The following is a 16888-nucleotide window of genomic DNA, read 5'->3' on the forward strand; positions in this document are numbered from 1 at the left end:
GCTTTTAACTGAGCGCTGGAGCAACGATAGGCGCAGGGCCCTGCGCCACTTGACGCGGAGTCGGCTACCAGCCCGGACGGACGTTCGATGATGCCAGGGGCGCGCGTCAAGAAAGCGTCAAGAGTTAGGTAAGGTAACGAAGTAGTTTGCCGTGAACGTGCCGGTCGGCCCGGGCCCCGGACGGGAGCCCGGCGCACCGCGCGGATGCCAGGGAAGGGAACGACCACGACTGTCCACCACCTCAACCAGCTCCTGCTCGTCTGCTCGCTGGTCCTGCTCGTCGCCGTCGTGGCGGTCCGGATCTCCTCACGCAGCGGGCTCCCCAGCCTGCTCCTGTACCTGGGCATCGGTATCGCCATGGGCCAGGACGGCATCGGCGGCATCCACTTCGACAACGCCGAGCTGACTCAGGTCATCGGGTACGCGGCCCTGGTCGTGATCCTGGCCGAGGGTGGTCTGGGCACCAAGTGGACGGAGATCAGACCCGTCCTGCCCGCCTCCGTCGTCCTCGCGACCGTCGGCGTCGCGGCGAGCGTCGGCGTCACCGCGTCGGCCGCGCACTTCCTGATCGGGCTGGAGTGGCGGCAGGCGCTGATCATCGGCGCGGTGGTGTCCTCGACCGACGCGGCGGCCGTCTTCTCCGTGCTGCGGCGCATCCCGCTCCCCGCACGGGTGACGGGCACGCTGGAGGCCGAGTCCGGCTTCAACGACGCCCCCGTGGTCATCCTGGTGCTCGCCTTCTCCACGGCCGGCCCGATCGAGCACTGGTACGTCCTGCTCGGCGAGATCGCCCTGCAGCTGGCCATCGGCGCCGTCATCGGACTCGCGGTGGGCCGGCTGGGCTCCCTGGGGCTCAGGCACGTGGCGCTGCCCGCCTCCGGCCTCTACCCGATCGCCGTCATGGCCATCGCCACCGCCGCCTACGCGGCGGGCGCCATGGCCCACGGCAGCGGCTTCCTCGCCGTCTACCTCGCCTCGATGGTGCTGGGCAACGCCAGGCTGCCGCACTGGCCCGCCACGCGCGGGTTCGCCGAAGGGCTCGGCTGGCTCGCCCAGATCGGCATGTTCGTCCTGCTCGGCCTGCTGGTCTCCCCGCACGAACTGGTTGACGACATCGTGCCCGCGCTGATCATCGGGCTGGTGCTGACCGTGGTGGCCCGTCCGCTGAGCGTCGTGCTGTGCCTGGTGCCGTTCCGGGTGCCCTGGCAGGAGCAGGCGTTGATGTCCTGGGCGGGGCTGCGCGGCGCCGTACCCATCATCCTGGCGACGATTCCGATGGTCCAGGGCGTTCCCGGCAGCCGGCCGATCTTCAACATCGTCTTCATCCTGGTCGTCGTCTACACCCTCGTCCAGGGGCCGACGCTGCCGTGGCTGGCCCGCACGCTGCGGCTCGGCGAGAGCGCGGAGGCCGCCGACCTGGGCATCGAGTCGGCGCCCCTGGAGCGGCTGCGCGGACATCTGCTGTCGGTCGAGGTCCCGGAGGGATCGAGAATGCACGGCGTGGAGGTCGACGAGCTGCGGCTGCCGAAGGGGGCGGCCGTCACGCTCGTCGTGCGCGGGGGCACCTCGTTCGTTCCTGGACCGACGACGATGCTGCGGCGCGGGGACGAACTGCTCGTCGTCGCCACCGACCCGGTCCGGGACGCCGCCGAACGCCGGCTCCGCGCGGTGGGCCGCGGCGGCAAACTGGCCGGCTGGCTGGGGACGGACGTGGCGAGGCCCGGGGCTGACCGGAAGGGCGGGGGCGGGGGCTGAAACGTCACTTCCGGCGTCGTTCGAGGGTCGGGCACAACCCTTCATTCGCAGGGCCACAGCACCTCTGTGCCCACTTTCACAGGATCACAAGCGCCTGGCGCCTGTGTATACCGGGGGCCGCCTGTATCATGCAAGCGATACCCAGATCGAACCAACTCTGCCTGACGCAGAGCTGGCGCGACCGTATGGCGGCCGGCACGCCCTGAGCTGTGGCACCGGCATCTACCGCAGTCAGCGCAAGAGGACAGCTCTCGGCGCGCCCGACACCAGGGGCCCACGCGCCACCAGGCGGCAGAAAGGCACGGGCCGTGGCATCCACGGTCACCACGTCGAAGGACTCTGCGGCCACCTCCCGCCCGGGATACGGCCGACTGCTGCGTACGCGCGGCGCCTGGACGTTCCTGCTCCCCGGCTTCGCGGCACGCCAGCCGTTCGCGATGCTCACCCTCTCCATCGTGCTGCTGGTGCAGCACACCACCGGTTCGTACGGCGCGGCCGGCGCCGTCGCGGCGGTCACCGGCGTCGCCATGGCCGTGTTCGCGCCCTACAGCGGCCGGCTCGCCGACCGCCACGGACAGCGCGCCGTCCTCGTCCCCGGTGTCCTGGTGCACACCCTGTCCGGGCTGACCCTGACCGCGCTGGCACTGAACGGCGCCCCGCTGTGGGCGCTGTTCGCCGCCGCCGTACCCACCGGCGCCTCGGTGCCCCAGGTCGGGCCCATGGTGCGCGCCCGCTGGGGCGTGAAGCTCAAGAACTCCCCGCTGATGACCACGGCGGCGGCCTTCGAGTCCGTCACCGACGAACTGACCTTCGTCGTCGGACCGCTGCTGGCCACCGCCCTGTGCACGGCCGTGGACCCGGCGGCGGGCCTGATGGCCGAGGCCGCGCTGACCCTGATCGGCGGTCTGCTGTTCGCCGCGCAGAAGGGCACGCAGCCCGAGGTGGCCGCCCGCGGGCACGCGCGCGTGGAGCACGCTTTTGCGCTGCGCGTCCCCGGGGTACGCGTTCTGATCGTCACCTTCCTGGGCATCGGGTCCGTCTTCGGCGGCATGCAGGTGTCGCTGGCCGCGTACACCGAGTCGATCGGCGAACCCGGACTGAACGGCATCCTGTACGGCGTCTTCGCCGCGGGAAACATGCTCTCCGGCATCGCCTGCGGCGCCATCGCCTGGAAGACCGCCCCCCAGCGGCGCCTGGTCATCGGGTACGCGGCGCTCGCGGTGACCGCCTCCGCCCTGTGGACCGCCCACTCCGCGCTGCTCCTCGCCGGTCTCGGTCTCCTGGTCGGCATGTCCATCGCGCCCGCCCTGATCACCGGGTACACGCTGGTCGACGACCTGGTCCCGGCCGGTGCCCGCACCGAGGCCTTCACCTGGCTGACCGGCGCGGTGGCCCTCGGCCAGGCGACCGCGGTCACGGTCTCCGGGCAGCTGGAGGACAACCTCTGGGCCGGTGCCGGGTTCCTGGTGCCGATGGGCGGCACAGTGCTCGCCCTGGTGACGCTGCTGGCCCTGCGGTCACGGCTGGCGCCGCCCCGGGCGACCCGCGAGGTCACGCGCGGCGCGGCCCGGCGCGACCCCGTCGGGATCAGTGAGATGTGACGCATCGGCGGGCCGTCGCGCAGGGCGCCGGGCAGGCCCCTGTCAGGCCCGCCCGCGGGCACGCGTGGGGCGGTGGCGTCTCCGCGGACATGGCTTTCCACCTGCGAAACCACACCCTGAGGACGCGTCCGGGGTCCGCGCGGGGCACGGACGGGGCACGCGTGGAGGCCCGTCCTCATGACGGTCGCGTTGCGGCCGCCACCGCGGCGGGGTGACGTGCGTTACGCCGACCACTTGCGGCACGGGTTACCATTGACGATCGTTAGCACTCATCGAGTGAGAGTGCCAGGAGGAAGACAGTGCCCACCTATCAGTACCAGTGCACCGAGTGCGGCGAGGGCCTCGAGGCGGTGCAGAAGTTCACCGATGACGCTCTTACCGAGTGCCCGAACTGCCAGGGCCGCCTGAAGAAGGTGTTCTCGGCGGTCGGCATCGTCTTCAAGGGCTCCGGCTTCTACCGCAACGACAGCCGCGGCTCCTCGTCGAGCAGCGCCCCGGCGTCGAAGACGGCCGGTTCGTCGACGGGTTCGTCCTCGTCCTCGGGCTCCGAGTCCTCCGCGTCCTCCTCGTCCTCTTCTGCTTCGTCCTCCTCGGGCTCCGGCTCGTCGTCCGGATCCGGCAGCGCCGGCAGCAGCACCGCCGGCAGCACAGCCGCCTGAGGCCGGATCCCTGCGCGCCGCCTGAGGCCGAATTCCCTCACAGGACCCTGTCGTCGTCCGACGACGGGGTCCTCGGCCGTTTCCGGGGCCGGTTAGGGTGCGGAGCATGGCGAACAAGGCGAACGTCGAGATCGGCGTGATCGGCGGCTCCGGTTTCTACTCCTTCCTCGACGACGTGACCGAGGTCCAGGTGGACACCCCGTACGGGGCGCCCAGCGACTCCCTCTTCCTCGGTGAACTGGCCGGCCGGCGGGTCGCCTTCCTCCCCCGGCACGGGCGCGGCCACCATCTGCCGCCGCACCGGATCAACTACCGGGCCAACCTGTGGGCGCTCAGGTCGGTCGGCGCGCGCCAGGTCCTCGGGCCCTGCGCGGTGGGCGGCCTGCGGCCCGAGTACGGGCCGGGGACGCTGCTGGTCCCGGACCAGCTCGTGGACCGTACGAAGTCCCGGGTGAACACCTACTTCGACGGGTTGCCCCGGCCCGACGGCACGGTCCCGAACGTCGTGCACGTGTCGTTGGCCGACCCCTACTGCCCCGCCGGCCGGGCGGCCGCCCTGAAGTCGGCGCGCGGGCGGGACTGGGAGCCGGTGGACGGCGGCACGCTGGTCGTGGTCGAGGGACCGCGGTTCTCCACCCGCGCCGAGTCGTTGTGGCATCAGGCGCAGGGCTGGTCGGTGGTGGGCATGACGGGCCATCCCGAGACGGCGCTCGCCCGTGAACTGGAGCTCTGCTACACGTCCCTGGCCCTGGTCACCGACCTCGACGCCGGTGCCGAGACCGGCGAGGGCGTCTCGCACGACGAGGTGCTGCGGGTGTTCGCGGACAACGTGGACCGGCTGCGGAACGTGCTTTTCGACACGGTGGCGGCGCTGCCGGCTACGGAGGAACGGGGCTGCCCGTGCGCCTCGGCGCTGGGCGGGACTGATCCGGGCTTCGCGCTGCCGTAGGGCTGCCGACGAGGGCTCGCGGCGCGGGGCCGCCGACGCACGGCTCGCGGCGCGGCGCACGTTCGGGTGAGGGAGTTTTCCACAGGCTGTGGTCTGTCCACAGGCTCCGGCGGAGAACGGCGGGAAGCCCCATCGTGGGGGCCGCAAGCCGTTTCCCCGTCGCAGGTGGTGGTCCCGTGCAGTTTCCTCCGTCCTTTCCCTCCGTTTCCCCGCCTCCCTCCCCCGCGCTCCCTTTCTCCCGCCCCGCCGTTGTCCCGCACCCGCCCGGGGCCGGTGTCCCACCGCGTTGCGAGGTGCCGCACTTCGCGCCGGTGCGGGTACGTGGCGGGCTGCTTCGGTCGGCCCGGCTGGTCCGGCACCGGAGGCGGGCGGCGGCGGTCGGGCTCGCCGTCACGGCGGTGGCGCTGGTGGCGGCGGGACCCCGGGACGCGGACCGGCCGCGCGGGCATCCCGACGGCGCTTCGAGCGCCCACGCCGGGCCGGCGTCCACGGGAGACCGTGTCGTACGGGCGCGGCGCGCGGGAGCGTGGGTCACGGCGCCGGTTCGGATCGCCGACGCGGCCACCGTGCGGCTGCTGGGGCCGGGCGACCGGGTGGACGTCATCGCCGCCGGGGAGCGGGTGACGGAGGGTGGGGCCCGTGTGGTCGCCCGTGGGGTGCGGGTGACCGAGGTGCCGAAACCACTGGAGGGCACGGACACGGGCGGGGCACTGGTGGTGCTGTCGGTTCCGCGCGCCACCGCGGCCGACCTCGCCGGCGCGAGCGCCACCTCACGACTGGCGGTGACCCTGTGGTGAGCCGGCCCTTCTTGGCCGACGGCGCGGGACCCGTGTCAAGCACCTCGCTCGAGCGACCCGACTGCACTGTCCGGCGGAGCGCTGCCGTAGGTTGCGGAACGTTTGATTCCCGTCGTCACACACACGAAAGGAAGCCCCGGGGTGAGCGAGAAGAACGAAACCAGCGTCTGGCAGGGCTTCAAGGCCTTCCTGATGCGGGGGAACGTCGTCGACCTGGCCGTGGCCGTGGTCATCGGCGCCGCCTTCACCAACGTCGTCAACGCGGTGGTGAAGGGGATGATCAATCCGCTGGTCGGCGCTTTCGGCACGCAGAACCTGGACACCTACAGCTCGTGCCTGAAGGGCCCCTGCACGGGCACCGGCGATGCCGCGACGGGCGTCAGGATCCTGTGGGGTTCGGTCCTCGGCGCGACACTCCAGTTCGTGATCACGGCCGCGGTCGTCTACTTCCTGATGGTGATGCCCATGGCCCGGTACCTGGCCCGGGTCGAGGCCCGCAGGAAGGCGAAGGAGGGTACGCGGGAGATCGTCGAGATCTCCGAGCTCGAGGTGCTCAAGGAGATACGCGACGAGCTGGTGGCGCAGCGCGGCCCGCGACACGGTGAGGGCCCGGGACGTGGCGACGGCTCGGGGTACGGCGGGCGATAGGCGGCACCGGTCCGCACGGCACCCGGGTCAGATGTGGTGGGGCGGCTTCTCGTCGAGGAAACGCTTCAGATCCGACGCACTGTCACCGGACGGGCGGTCGCCCCACCCCCGGTCGGTGTCGTCCGCGGACGGCTGGTCCAGCGGATCGTCGAAGACCAGCTCGGGTTTCGGCTCGCGCGGCCGGGGATCGGGGGCAGTGCTCATACGCCCAGAGTACGGCCCCGGTGGGCCCTTCCCCGGCCGGCGGCTTCTCCCTCGGCTCCTCGCCGGTGACTCCTCGCCGGTGACTCCCCGGTGGCGGTTCCCCGCTCCGACGGTGGCCGCGCGAGACTGGCGCCATGACTGTCGACGCTCTGACCGATGTTGCCGGTGTGCGGGTGGGACACGCGACCCGTACCGGCGACGGCCTGCTCACCGGCACCACGGTGGTGCTCGCGCCCGAGGGCGGGGCCGTGGCCGCCGTGGATGTGCGCGGCGGCGGTCCCGGTACGAAGGAGACCGACGCACTCGATCCCCGCAACCTCGTGCAGCGGGTCGAGGCGATCGTCCTGACCGGTGGCAGTGCCTACGGACTGGACGCCGCGTCAGGGGTGATGGCCTGGCTGGAGGAACAGGGGCGTGGGGTGCGCGTCGGCCCTGATCCCGCGCATGTGGTGCCGGTGGTACCGGCCGCGTGCGTCTTCGACCTGGGCCGGGGCGGGGACTTCGGAGCCCGGCCGGACGCGTCCACCGGGCGGGCGGCGGTCGAGTCGGCCGCGGCGGCCTCGCCGGGGGCGCGGGTGCCGGAGGGGTGCGTGGGCGCCGGTACGGGAGCCGTGGTCGGAGCGGTGAAGGGCGGGATCGGCACCGCGAGCACGGTACTGGACTCGGGGATCACGGTGGCCGCGCTGGTGGTGGCCAACGCGGCGGGATCGGCGCTGGACCCGGAAACCGGGACCCTGTATGGGGAGTTCTTCCAGGGCGGCCGGGTGCGTCATCCGGCCACGGAGGTGCACGCGGCTGCGGTCCGGCGGCTCGCCGGCATCGCGGAGCGGAACGGGCCGCAACCGCTCAACACCACGCTCGCGGTGGTCGCCACCGACGCGGACCTGTCCAAGGCGCAGGCGCAGAAGCTGGCGGGCACCGCGCACGACGGCATCGCGCGGGCGGTGCGGCCGGTGCACCTGCTCAACGACGGGGACACGGTGTTCGCCCTCGCCACAGGCACCTGCCCGCTCGACGCCACGAACCCGCTCGCCCTGAACGAGATCCTCGCGGCGGGCGCCGACTTGGTGACCCGTGCGATCGTACGGGCCCTGCGCGCGGCCGAGTCGGTGGACGGACCGGGCGGAATCTGGCCGTCGTACCAGGAGTTGTACGGGTAGGGGAAGGAAGGCGGCACGGACGGCCGTTCGGACAGGCGTACGGAAGGTTGTATGACGAACCGGGCAGGGAGGCGTGTGGCGCGCCGGACGGGGAATCACAGGGGAACCGGGCGGGTCGGCGAGGATGTCCGTTGAGCGGAGCAAGCCGACCGCTGAGCAGAGTGCGTGACCGGCGGCCGACGGGTCGGCGACGAGCGGCAGGAGTGGCGTCTGAACAGGGAGTACGGGTTCCCGGCGGGGACGGACGGGAATTCCTCGCACGGTCCGTGCGTTGCGATGCCGTACGTTTTCTCAGTTCCCGGACATGATGTCCGCCCGAGGGGCTACGGTATGCACCCACAAGGTGACATGCAGCGACGCCGGGAGAAACCTTGAGCGTTCCGTATGAGACGGCAGCGCACGAACCAGCCGACTCGCCCGAGTCTCCTGAGGAGCACCTCGCGCGACTGCTCGGCCGTGCCCTGAACTCCTTCGAACTGCCCGACGAGGCAGTACGCCTGCTCGACTGCGCGCTGGCTCACGACAGTTCGCTGCACTCCGCGCACCACAGCGCCGGCCTGCACCGCGAGACGTACCGGCACACCTGGCTGCTCGCCGACGGCTCGGCGCTCACGCTCTGGGAGCTGGTCCACAACACGACCCCGGGCAGCGAGCCGCAGCACGAGGTGTACGCGGACGAGGAGGAGCTGGGCGTCGCCACAGCCCGGCTGCCGCTGCCGCCGGAGACCCCGGACTTCGAACTGCCGGTGATGGTGCAGCTGTCCCAGATCCCCGCGCCCCGGCCCGTCTACGTCCCCGACGGTTCGGCGGACCACGCGCGCCGCTTACTGCGCCGGGCGGAGAACACGGACCGTCCGGGTCCCGGGACGGCCGCGCTGTTGACCACCGCGTCCGCCCACCAGATCACCCAGGCCTTCGGCCGCCCGTCCACCGTGGGCGGCCCCGGCCGCTCGGGACCGTCCTTCTCGCTGTACGAGCACGCGTTCCTGCTGCGCGACGGCGCGGAGATCTCCCTGTGGGAGGTGGAGCACACGGCCACTCCCGACGGGCGGCACATGTGCGAGGTGTACATCACCGAGGACGCCGCCCGCGATGCGATGGAGCGTCGTGCGGCACAGGTGCGCTGACCACAAGGACCAGGCCGCCTGACCCGTGATCCGTGATCCGTGATCCGTGATCCGCCGTCATCGTGCTTCCCGGCCACCGGTGAAGCGCCGGACCAGGGCAACGAACGCGTCGCGTTCGGCCTGGGTGAGCCGCACCTGTTCCACCGACGGGCCCGTCCGCCGCTGCCGCGGAATCGTCCGGAGCACCCGCACCTCCTGCGGCCCCGGAACGTCGCGCCCCGGCTTCGGCTTCGGCTTCCGATTCGGGCGAGGGCCGGGGCCCTCGCCCCGCCCTCCCAACCCTCTGGGCACCCACTGCGCTCCCGCTCGGGCCAGCGTCCGCACCCGCAAGTCGACGCCACTCCCCCGCACCCGCCTGCGGTCCCGCCGCAGGACACCGGCCAGGCCCGCCGTGCAGGCCGCGGCCACCAGGGTGAGGACGGTGGCGCCCGTCACCCTCAAGATCGAGTCGTGCTCAGGCATGCGCCCAGTACACATCACGGTCCGGGACTTTGGTCCCGGACCGTGATGAACGTGATCTATATCGCAGTTGATCCATTTGCCTGCGAAAGCCTCACATGTGCCTATTGGGGCGTTTCGCCAATCCTGCCGCCCCGTCCGCTGTCCGCGGCCGTTACCCGTTCCCGTGCTGCCCGTTCCCGTGCTGCCCGTTCCCGTCTCACGCGGCGACCGGCTGCTTCGATTCCGCCACCGAGGCCGCCGGGCTCTCGCCGCCGGGCGCGCCGCCCGCTCCCGGAACCGGCTTGCGCAGGCCCTTCAGGACGATCACCAGCGCCGCCGTGACACAGACGCCCGCCGCGATGGCGACCAGGTAGAGCAGCGGGTTGCCGATCAGCGGGACCACGAAGATGCCGCCGTGCGGCGCGCGCAGGGTGGCGCCGAACGCCATCGACAGGGCGCCGGTGACGGCGCCGCCCGCCATCGAGGCGGGGATCACGCGCAGCGGGTCGGCCGCCGCGAACGGGATCGCGCCCTCGGAGATGAAGGAGGCTCCCAGGACCCAGGCGGCCTTGCCGTTCTCCCGCTCGGTCCGGTTGAAGAGCTTGCCGCGGACCGTGGTGGCCAGGGCCATCGCCAGCGGCGGAACCATGCCGGCCGCCATCACCGCGGCCATGATCTTCATCGCGGAGTCGCTGGGGCTCGCGACCGCGATACCGGCCGTGGCGAAGGTGTACGCGACCTTGTTGACGGGACCGCCGAGGTCGAAGCACATCATCAGGCCGAGCAGGGTGCCGAGCAGGATGGCGTTGGTGCCGGTGAGGCCGTTCAGCCAGTCCGTCATGGCCTTCTGCGCCTCGGCGATCGGCTTTCCGATCACCACGAACATCAGGAAGCCGACCACCGCCGAGGAGATCAGCGGGATCACCACCACGGGCATGATGCCGCGCAGCGCCACCGGGATGCGCACCCGCTGGATCGCCAGCACCACCGCACCGGCGATCAGACCGGACACCAGACCGCCGAGGAATCCGGCGTTGATGGTGAGGGAGATCGAACCGCCGACGAAGCCGGGCACGAGTCCGGGCCGGTCGGCCATGCCGTACGCGATGTAGCCGGCCAGGACCGGGACGAGGAACCCGAAGGCGACGCCGCCGATCTGGAAGAGCAGGGCGCCCCAGCTGTCGGCCTGGGTCCACGCGAAGTGTTCCATCACCGACGGCGCCTCGTTGATCTCATAGCCGCCGATCGCGAAGCCGAGGGCGATGAGGAGACCGCCCGCCGCGACGAACGGGACCATGTAACTGACGCCGGACATGAGCCACTTGCGCAGCTTGGTGCCGTACCCCTCACCGGGTCCGCCGACGCGGTCCACGGGGTTGTCACCGGGTACGGCAGCCGCGGTGGCCTCACCGCGCTCGGCCTTGCCGCGGACCTCGTCGATCAGCTCGGCGGGGCGGTTGATGCCCGCCTTGACGCCGGTGTCGACGGTCGGCTTGCCCGCGAAGCGTTCCTTCTCCCGGACGGGCACGTCGTGGGCGAAGATCACACCGTCCGCCGCCGCGATCACGGCCGGGTCGAGCCGGGTGAAGCCCGCCGAGCCCTGCGGCTCGACCGCGATCTCGACGCCCGCTTCCCGGCCGGCGTTCTCCAGCGACTCCGCCGCCATGTACGTATGGGCGATACCGGTGGGGCAGGAGGTGACGGCGACGATCCGGAAGGGACGCGCGCGCTCGTCGGACGCACCCGCGCCGGACGTCCCCGCGTCCCGGGCGCCGTCGTCGGTGGTGCCGTCGCCCGTGGTGCCCGTGGTGGTGCCGGTGGAGGCCGCCACCGGCACCACCACGGAGTCCGCGGAGTCCGCGGAGTCCACGGAGTCCGTGGGTCCTGCGGGGCTGTCGGAGGCTCCCGGGCCGGACGCGTCCGTCACGTCAGCCGTGTCCGTCACGTCCGCTGTGGCGGCCGCGGTCCCGGCGGGGGCCGGCTGATCGTCCCCGCGGATGAGCGCCGCGGCGCCCTCGGCGTCGCCGACCGCGCGGAGTCCGTCGGTGAACTCGGCGTTCATCAGCTTCCGGGCCAGCGAGGAGAGGATCGTCAGATGCGCGTCGTCCGCACCCGCGGGAGCGGCGATCAGGAAGATCAGGTCGGCGGGCCCGTCCGCCGCACCGAAGTCGATCCCTGCGGCACTGCGCCCGAAGCCCAGCGTCGGCTCGGTGACGTGCTCGCTGCGGCAGTGCGGGATGCCGATGCCGCCGTCGAGGCCGGTGGGCATCTGGGCCTCACGGGCGGCCACATCGGCGAGGAAGCCCTCCAGGTCGGTCACCCGGCCCAGGGCCACCATCCGTTCGGCGAGGGCTCGTGCCGCCGCTTCCTTGGTCTCGGCGGACAGGTCGAGGTCGACCAGATCCGCGGTGATCATCTCGCTCATCGCGGGCTCCTTCGCACGCATATCGCCCTTGACATGAGGTGGGCGGAAGGGTGAACGGGGACGGTGGTTCGGTGGGGGGCTGTGAGGACGGTGGCGGCGGTGGTGGGGGTATGGGGGGTATGGGGGATAGAGGTGACCGAGGGGGCGGTGAGGGCTGACGGGGTCTCATGGACACCGGTGTTCATGTCACTGGTGTTCATGTCACCGGCTCCTTCAACACGCGGTCCACCGGCACCGTTGCCGTGACCGTGACCGCGGCCGGGTCCAGGTCGCCCGGCGCGGGCATCATGCTGCCGGGGGTCTGGACGGCAGCCGCTCCGTGGGCGAGCGCCGAGGCGAGCGCCTCCGGTCCGTGCCCGCCGGCGATGAGGAAGCCGGCGAGCGAGGAGTCGCCCGCTCCCACATTGCTGCGGACCACGTCCACCCGGGCGGAGCCGAACCAGGCGCCGTGCTCGTCGACGAGTACCTGCCCGTCGGCGCCCAGGCTGGCGAGCACGGCACGGGCGCCCATCCCGCGCAGTTCCTCGGCCGCCTTCACCGCGTCGCCCACGGTGGTCAGTCGGCATCCGGCGGCCTCGGCGAGTTCCTCGGCGTTCGGCTTCACCACGTCGGGCCGCTCGCGCAGCGCCGCGGCCAGCGCCGGTCCGGAGGTGTCCAGGGCGATACGCGCGCCCGCGGAGTGCGCCCGCGCGACCAGATCGGCGTACCAGGAGGGTGCGAGGCCCCGCGGCAGGCTTCCGCAGCAGGCGATCCAGTCGGCGCCCCTCGACTGCCGGCGGACCGTTTCCAGGAGCAGCTCCTGCTCGGCCGCGGTCAGCTCAGGGCCGGGTGCGTTGATCTTCGTCAGGACGCCGTCCGCCTCGGCGAGCGCGATGTTGGAACGGGTGGCACCGGCCACCGGCACCGGAGCGACCTCGATGCCCTGCGCGTCCAGCAGTGCGGCGACCACGGCGCCCGGCGCGCCGCCCAGCGGCAGCACGGCGACGGTGCGCCGGCCGGCCGCGGCGACGGCACGGGAGACGTTGACGCCCTTGCCGCCCGGGTCCACGCGCTCGCCGGTGGCCCGGTTGACCTCGCCGCGCTCCAGCGCGGGGATCTCGTACGTACGGTCCAGGGACGGGTTGGGAGTGACGGTGAGGATCATGCACGCACTACTTCCGTGCCGCCGCGCTCGATCGCGAGGGCGTCTTCGGGGCTCAGCCCGCTGTCGGTGATCAGCAGGTCCACGTCGTTCAGGGCGCCGAAGCGGGCGAAGTGCTCCTGGCCGTGCTTGGAGGAGTCGGCGAGCAGCACCACCCGGCGGGCGGCCGCCATGGCCGCGCGCTTCACCGCCGCCTCGGCGAGGTCGGGGGTGGTCAGACCGTGTCCGGTGGAGAAGCCGTTGGCCGCGACGAACAGCACGTCCGCGCGGATCTCGCCGTACGCGCGCAGCGCCCAGGCGTCCACGGCGGCCCGGGTGCGATGGCGTACGCGGCCGCCGACCAGGTGCAGCTGGACACCGGGGTGGTCCGCGAGCCGGGCCGCGATGGGCAGGCTGTGGGTGACGACGGTGAGCGAGGACTCCGCCGGCAGGGCGGCGGCGAGCAGGGCCACCGTCGAACCGGCGTCGACGATCATCGTGCCGTCGTTCGGAAGTTCCGCGAGGGCGGCCCTGGCGATGCGGTCCTTCTCGCCCGCGGCCGTCGTCTCGCGTTCGGCGAGGTCGGGCTCGAAGTCGAGGCGCCCGACCGGGATCGCCCCGCCGTGCACCCTGCGGACGACACCCGCTCGATCGAGGGACTTCAGATCCCGGCGGATCGTCTCCGCCGTCACCTGGAACTGCTCGGCCAGCGAGACCACGTCCACCCGGCCACTGTCCCGGGCCAGCCGCAGGATCTCCTGCTGCCGCTCTGGTGCGTACATGCCCACTCACCTCCGAACCATGCCCGAACGTGTGGTTTCTCCCCGCAGATTATGCCGGGTCGCTCAAGAAGTAAACAGGAACGGACTCAGTCAGGCATGAACGGGCGTGAACGGGCGTGCGGTGTGCCCGTTTCCCTTTCCCTCTTCCTCTCTCCGGCCAGGGCGGCCGGAGTTCAGGCAGGACATGGGTGCGGACCGCCCCTCCCCACCATCGGCGAGTCCGCCTCCTTCGGCGACTCGGGCAGCGCGGGCGACGGGAGGGGGCGGACCGGCCGGGCGCGGCCCCGGGCCGGACGCCAGGCAGTCTCGTCAGGCAGCGTCAGGCATTCGCCAGGCAGCCGTCAGGAGGCCGTCAGGTCGTCCCACGGGAAGTGCCGCAGGGTCGCGAGGTTGGCCACGGCCAGCTCCGCCGGCCCCTGTGGGCCCTCGCCCGGACCGTCGCCCGCCGCCCAGCCCTCCACGGCCGCACGAAGGGCGGCGATCGCGACGGCGGCGGCGAAACGCAACCGCGCGTCCGCGGCAGTGCCGTGGGCGCCGTGGGCCCGCTCGGCACGTCCGGCATCGTTGTCGGCCGCCGTGCCGGCCGACGCCCGCGCCGCCAGCACCTCCGCCAGTGCGCGCTCCGATGTCTGGCAGACCTCCGCCCACACCCTGCGCAGGGAGGGATTCGAGTGGGCCAGGCGGACCAGGGTGCGCACCCACACCCAGGAATCCGCCGGCACCCCCGCGCCCGGCCTCGGCATGGACCGCGCGGCGTCCTCCAGGGCCTGCGGTACGGACGTCCCGGGCGGCGCCGCCCGCACCGCCTCCACCCAGCGCCGGGCGCCGACCTCGTAGAGCGGGGCGACGGCTTCTTCCTTGGCGGCGAAGTACCGGTAGAAGGTGCGCGGGGCGATGCCCGCCGCCTGCGCGATGTCCTCGGCGCGGGTGGCCTTCAGGCCCTGGCGGACGAAGAGACCGGCCGCCGCGCGGGCGATCTCCATACGGGTTTCGGCTTTGCGCCGCTCGGTCAGCGAGACCGGAGGAGACGACGGGGCGGTGTTGCTGCTCACGCCCGGCAGGCTATGCCCATGTGACACAATCTGCCATCTGGCGGGCCACCCCGGGGTTCAGGTTCGGGGTGGCCCGCTTTCCCGTCCCGCACATGGGAGAACCGGGTTCGGCACCCGGGGGGAGGGTGCCGAACCCGGCTTGGGAAGTCCCGGCGCCGGGGGGGGTGGTGCGACGGGACGTGGCTCGGGAGAGTCGTCCAGGAGACGGTGCCCGGGATCTCCGGACTTCCGGATCTTCCGGCCCCGTAACTCCTGGGCTCTGCATTCTTGTTCCCTGCTCCAGCGGATTGAAGCAGTGACAGGGCGTCATGTTTGCGCCGTATTTCACCATCGGGCGCCCCCAGGGGCCCTGCACCTGGACCGCACTGACCCCGTGCCGGCTCTACGCCGCCGCGTCGAACCCGGTGTCGCGGGCCAGCTTCTTCAGTTCCATCAGCGCGTGCTTCTCTATCTGCCGGATCCGCTCGCGGGTCAGGCCGTGCTGCTTGCCGACCTCCGTCAGGGTGCGCTCCCTGCCGTCCTCTATGCCGTAGCGCATCTTGATGATCGAGGCCGTGCGCTGGTCGAGGCGGCCGATGAGGTCGTCCAGCTCCTCGCTGCGCAGCAGCGTCAGTACCGACTGCTCCGGCGACACCGCGGAGGTGTCCTCGAGGAGGTCTCCGAACTGGGTCTCGCCCTCGTCGTCCACCGGCATGTTCAGCGAGACCGGGTCACGGGCCCAGTCGAGCACGTCCGTCACCCGCTCCGGCGTGGAACCGAGCTCGGCGGCGATCTCCCCGGGCTCCGGGTCCCGCCCGTGCTCACGGTTGAACTCGCGCTGCACGCGCCGGATCCGGCCCAGTTCCTCCACCAGGTGGACGGGCAGACGGATGGTGCGGGACTGGTCGGCTATCGACCGGGTGATGGCCTGACGGATCCACCAGGTGGCGTAGGTCGAGAACTTGAAGCCCTTGCGGTAGTCGAACTTCTCGACCGCGCGCACCAGACCGGCGTTGCCCTCCTGGATCAGGTCGAGCAGGGGCAGACCGCTGCGCGGGTAGCGGCGGGCCACCGCGACGACCAGGCGGAGGTTGGAGCGGATGAAGACGTCCTTGGCCCACTCGCTCGCGTCGTACAGCGCCTGGAGTTCCTCGGTGGTGGCACCCGGCTTGTTCTCCTCGGTGCCGTCGAGGATCTGCCGCGCGAACACACCCGCTTCGATGATCTGGGACAGCTCGACCTCCTTGGCGGCGTCGAGCAGCGGCGTGCGCGCGATCTCGTCGAGGTACATGCCGACCAGGTCGCGGTCGGCGATCTCGCCACGATGGGCGCGAACACTGCTTGCCGAGTCGGCCGTCTCGCCGGAGGCGGACTTACGACGGGCGACGGCACGGGTTGCCATGCTTGCTCCCTTACGATGATGAGGTCAGCGGGCGGTTCTGCGGATGCCCGGCACGTACGGCAGGGTCTCGGTCTCTTACTTCGGACTCTGCTCGGGTGCCCGGCATCTGTTGGAAACAACGACTGGAATCCGGACAGAATTCCCCACCCGACCCCCGAATTTTCTGATCATGCAGTACCCTGTCGGGTCACAGGGGGGTCAAGATGTCGTCGGATTACGCGAAGGCCCAGGTCAGGCCAGGGGCCGAGGGCGATCTGACAGCGCTCACCGATCTGTACAACCAGTACGTGCGCGAGACGCCCATCACCTTCGACACCGCGGTCCTCACCCCCGACGAGCGCCGCCCGTGGCTGCTCTCCCACCCTGTAGACGGCCCGTACCGCCTGATGGTTGCCACGGCCGCGAACACCGGGCGGATCCTGGGTTACGCCACCTCCAGCCCCTTCCGGGCGAAGCCCGCCTACGCGACATCGGTGGAGACGGCGGTCTACGTCGCCCCGGACGCCGGGGGCCGCGGAATCGGCAGCCTGCTCTACACGGCCCTGTTCGAGGCCCTGGCGGGCGAGGACCTGCACCGTGCCTACGCGGGCATCGCCCAGCCGAACGAGGCCTCCACGCGGCTGCACCGGCGCTTCGGCTTCCGGTACACGGGCACGTTCCGCGAGGTGGGCCGCAAGTTCGACCGCTACTGGGACGTGGCCTGGTACGAGAAGGAGCTGTAGCCGCCGGCGGTCGCCGGGTGCCGGGAGCCGGGAGGCCGGCAGCCGCCGGGTCCCGGGGCCGGGGT

16 protein-coding genes are annotated in these 16888 nt (G+C 72.0%); 9 read left to right on the plus strand and 7 right to left on the minus strand.

Going from position 1 to position 16888, the window contains the following annotated elements; genetic code table 11:
* The first annotated feature begins 204 nt into the window (after positions 1–204).
* The 6 genes from ACWZEH_RS14155 (at position 205) to mscL (ending at position 6409) form a co-directional block, all read left to right on the plus strand.
* Entirely contained in the window at positions 205–1755 is a 1551-nt protein-coding gene (locus ACWZEH_RS14155) for a potassium/proton antiporter (RefSeq protein WP_456198624.1), read from the plus strand.
* A gap of 308 nt (positions 1756–2063) precedes the next feature.
* Positions 2064–3356, plus strand: coding sequence for an MFS transporter (locus tag ACWZEH_RS14160; RefSeq protein WP_456198625.1), 1293 nt, complete (start codon positions 2064–2066; stop codon positions 3354–3356).
* Between the two features lie 299 nt (positions 3357–3655).
* A complete protein-coding gene (locus ACWZEH_RS14165; RefSeq protein ID WP_456198626.1) occupies positions 3656–4015 on the plus strand; it encodes an FmdB family zinc ribbon protein in 360 nt (119 codons plus the stop codon).
* A 106-nt stretch (positions 4016–4121) separates the two neighbouring features.
* On the plus strand, positions 4122–4964 hold the full coding sequence (locus ACWZEH_RS14170) for an S-methyl-5'-thioadenosine phosphorylase (RefSeq protein ID WP_456198627.1): 843 nt from the start codon (positions 4122–4124) through the stop codon (positions 4962–4964).
* A gap of 293 nt (positions 4965–5257) precedes the next feature.
* The gene (locus tag ACWZEH_RS14175; RefSeq protein ID WP_456198628.1) at positions 5258–5761 is read left to right on the plus strand and encodes a CpaB family protein; all 504 of its coding nucleotides are present in this window, start codon (positions 5258–5260) and stop codon (positions 5759–5761) included.
* A gap of 141 nt (positions 5762–5902) precedes the next feature.
* The gene (mscL, locus tag ACWZEH_RS14180; RefSeq protein ID WP_456198630.1) at positions 5903–6409 is read left to right on the plus strand and encodes a large conductance mechanosensitive channel protein MscL; all 507 of its coding nucleotides are present in this window, start codon (positions 5903–5905) and stop codon (positions 6407–6409) included.
* A 27-nt stretch (positions 6410–6436) separates the two neighbouring features.
* Here the strand turns inward: mscL and ACWZEH_RS14185 are convergent, their stop codons facing one another.
* On the minus strand, positions 6437–6613 hold the full coding sequence (locus ACWZEH_RS14185) for a hypothetical protein (RefSeq protein ID WP_456198631.1): 177 nt from the start codon (positions 6611–6613) through the stop codon (positions 6437–6439).
* Positions 6614–6747: 134 nt separating this feature from the next.
* Here ACWZEH_RS14185 and ACWZEH_RS14190 point away from each other — a divergent pair, with 134 nt between their 5' ends.
* Positions 6748–7773, plus strand: coding sequence for a P1 family peptidase (locus ACWZEH_RS14190; protein WP_456198633.1), 1026 nt, complete (start codon positions 6748–6750; stop codon positions 7771–7773).
* 371 nt (positions 7774–8144) lie between these two features.
* The gene (locus ACWZEH_RS14195) at positions 8145–8900 is read left to right on the plus strand and encodes a DUF6227 family protein (RefSeq protein ID WP_456198634.1); all 756 of its coding nucleotides are present in this window, start codon (positions 8145–8147) and stop codon (positions 8898–8900) included.
* 57 nt (positions 8901–8957) lie between these two features.
* Here the strand turns inward: ACWZEH_RS14195 and ACWZEH_RS14200 are convergent, their stop codons facing one another.
* From ACWZEH_RS14200 to ACWZEH_RS14225, 6 genes are all read right to left on the minus strand, one after another.
* On the minus strand, positions 8958–9362 hold the full coding sequence (locus tag ACWZEH_RS14200) for a hypothetical protein (protein WP_456198636.1): 405 nt from the start codon (positions 9360–9362) through the stop codon (positions 8958–8960).
* A gap of 196 nt (positions 9363–9558) precedes the next feature.
* On the minus strand, positions 9559–11766 hold the full coding sequence (locus tag ACWZEH_RS14205; protein ID WP_456198637.1) for a PTS fructose transporter subunit IIABC: 2208 nt from the start codon (positions 11764–11766) through the stop codon (positions 9559–9561).
* Between the two features lie 196 nt (positions 11767–11962).
* Complete coding sequence (pfkB, locus tag ACWZEH_RS14210; protein WP_456198638.1) at positions 11963–12910, minus strand: 1-phosphofructokinase; 948 nt, start codon at positions 12908–12910, stop codon at positions 11963–11965.
* The gene (locus tag ACWZEH_RS14215; protein WP_456198640.1) at positions 12907–13668 is read right to left on the minus strand and encodes a DeoR/GlpR family DNA-binding transcription regulator; all 762 of its coding nucleotides are present in this window, start codon (positions 13666–13668) and stop codon (positions 12907–12909) included. The genes pfkB and ACWZEH_RS14215 overlap by 4 nt, the downstream gene beginning before the upstream one ends.
* Before the next feature lie 341 nt (positions 13669–14009).
* Positions 14010–14651: a TetR/AcrR family transcriptional regulator gene (locus tag ACWZEH_RS14220; protein WP_456199596.1), complete on the minus strand. Its 642-nt coding sequence runs from the start codon at positions 14649–14651 to the stop codon at positions 14010–14012.
* Positions 14652–15102: 451 nt separating this feature from the next.
* Complete coding sequence (locus tag ACWZEH_RS14225; protein ID WP_456198642.1) at positions 15103–16101, minus strand: sigma-70 family RNA polymerase sigma factor; 999 nt, start codon at positions 16099–16101, stop codon at positions 15103–15105.
* A 203-nt stretch (positions 16102–16304) separates the two neighbouring features.
* Between ACWZEH_RS14225 and ACWZEH_RS14230 the strand changes: the two genes are divergently transcribed.
* Complete coding sequence (locus tag ACWZEH_RS14230; protein WP_456198644.1) at positions 16305–16823, plus strand: GNAT family N-acetyltransferase; 519 nt, start codon at positions 16305–16307, stop codon at positions 16821–16823.
* Positions 16824–16888: the final 65 nt, after the last annotated feature.

The organism is Streptomyces yamdrokensis (assembly GCF_053890455.1).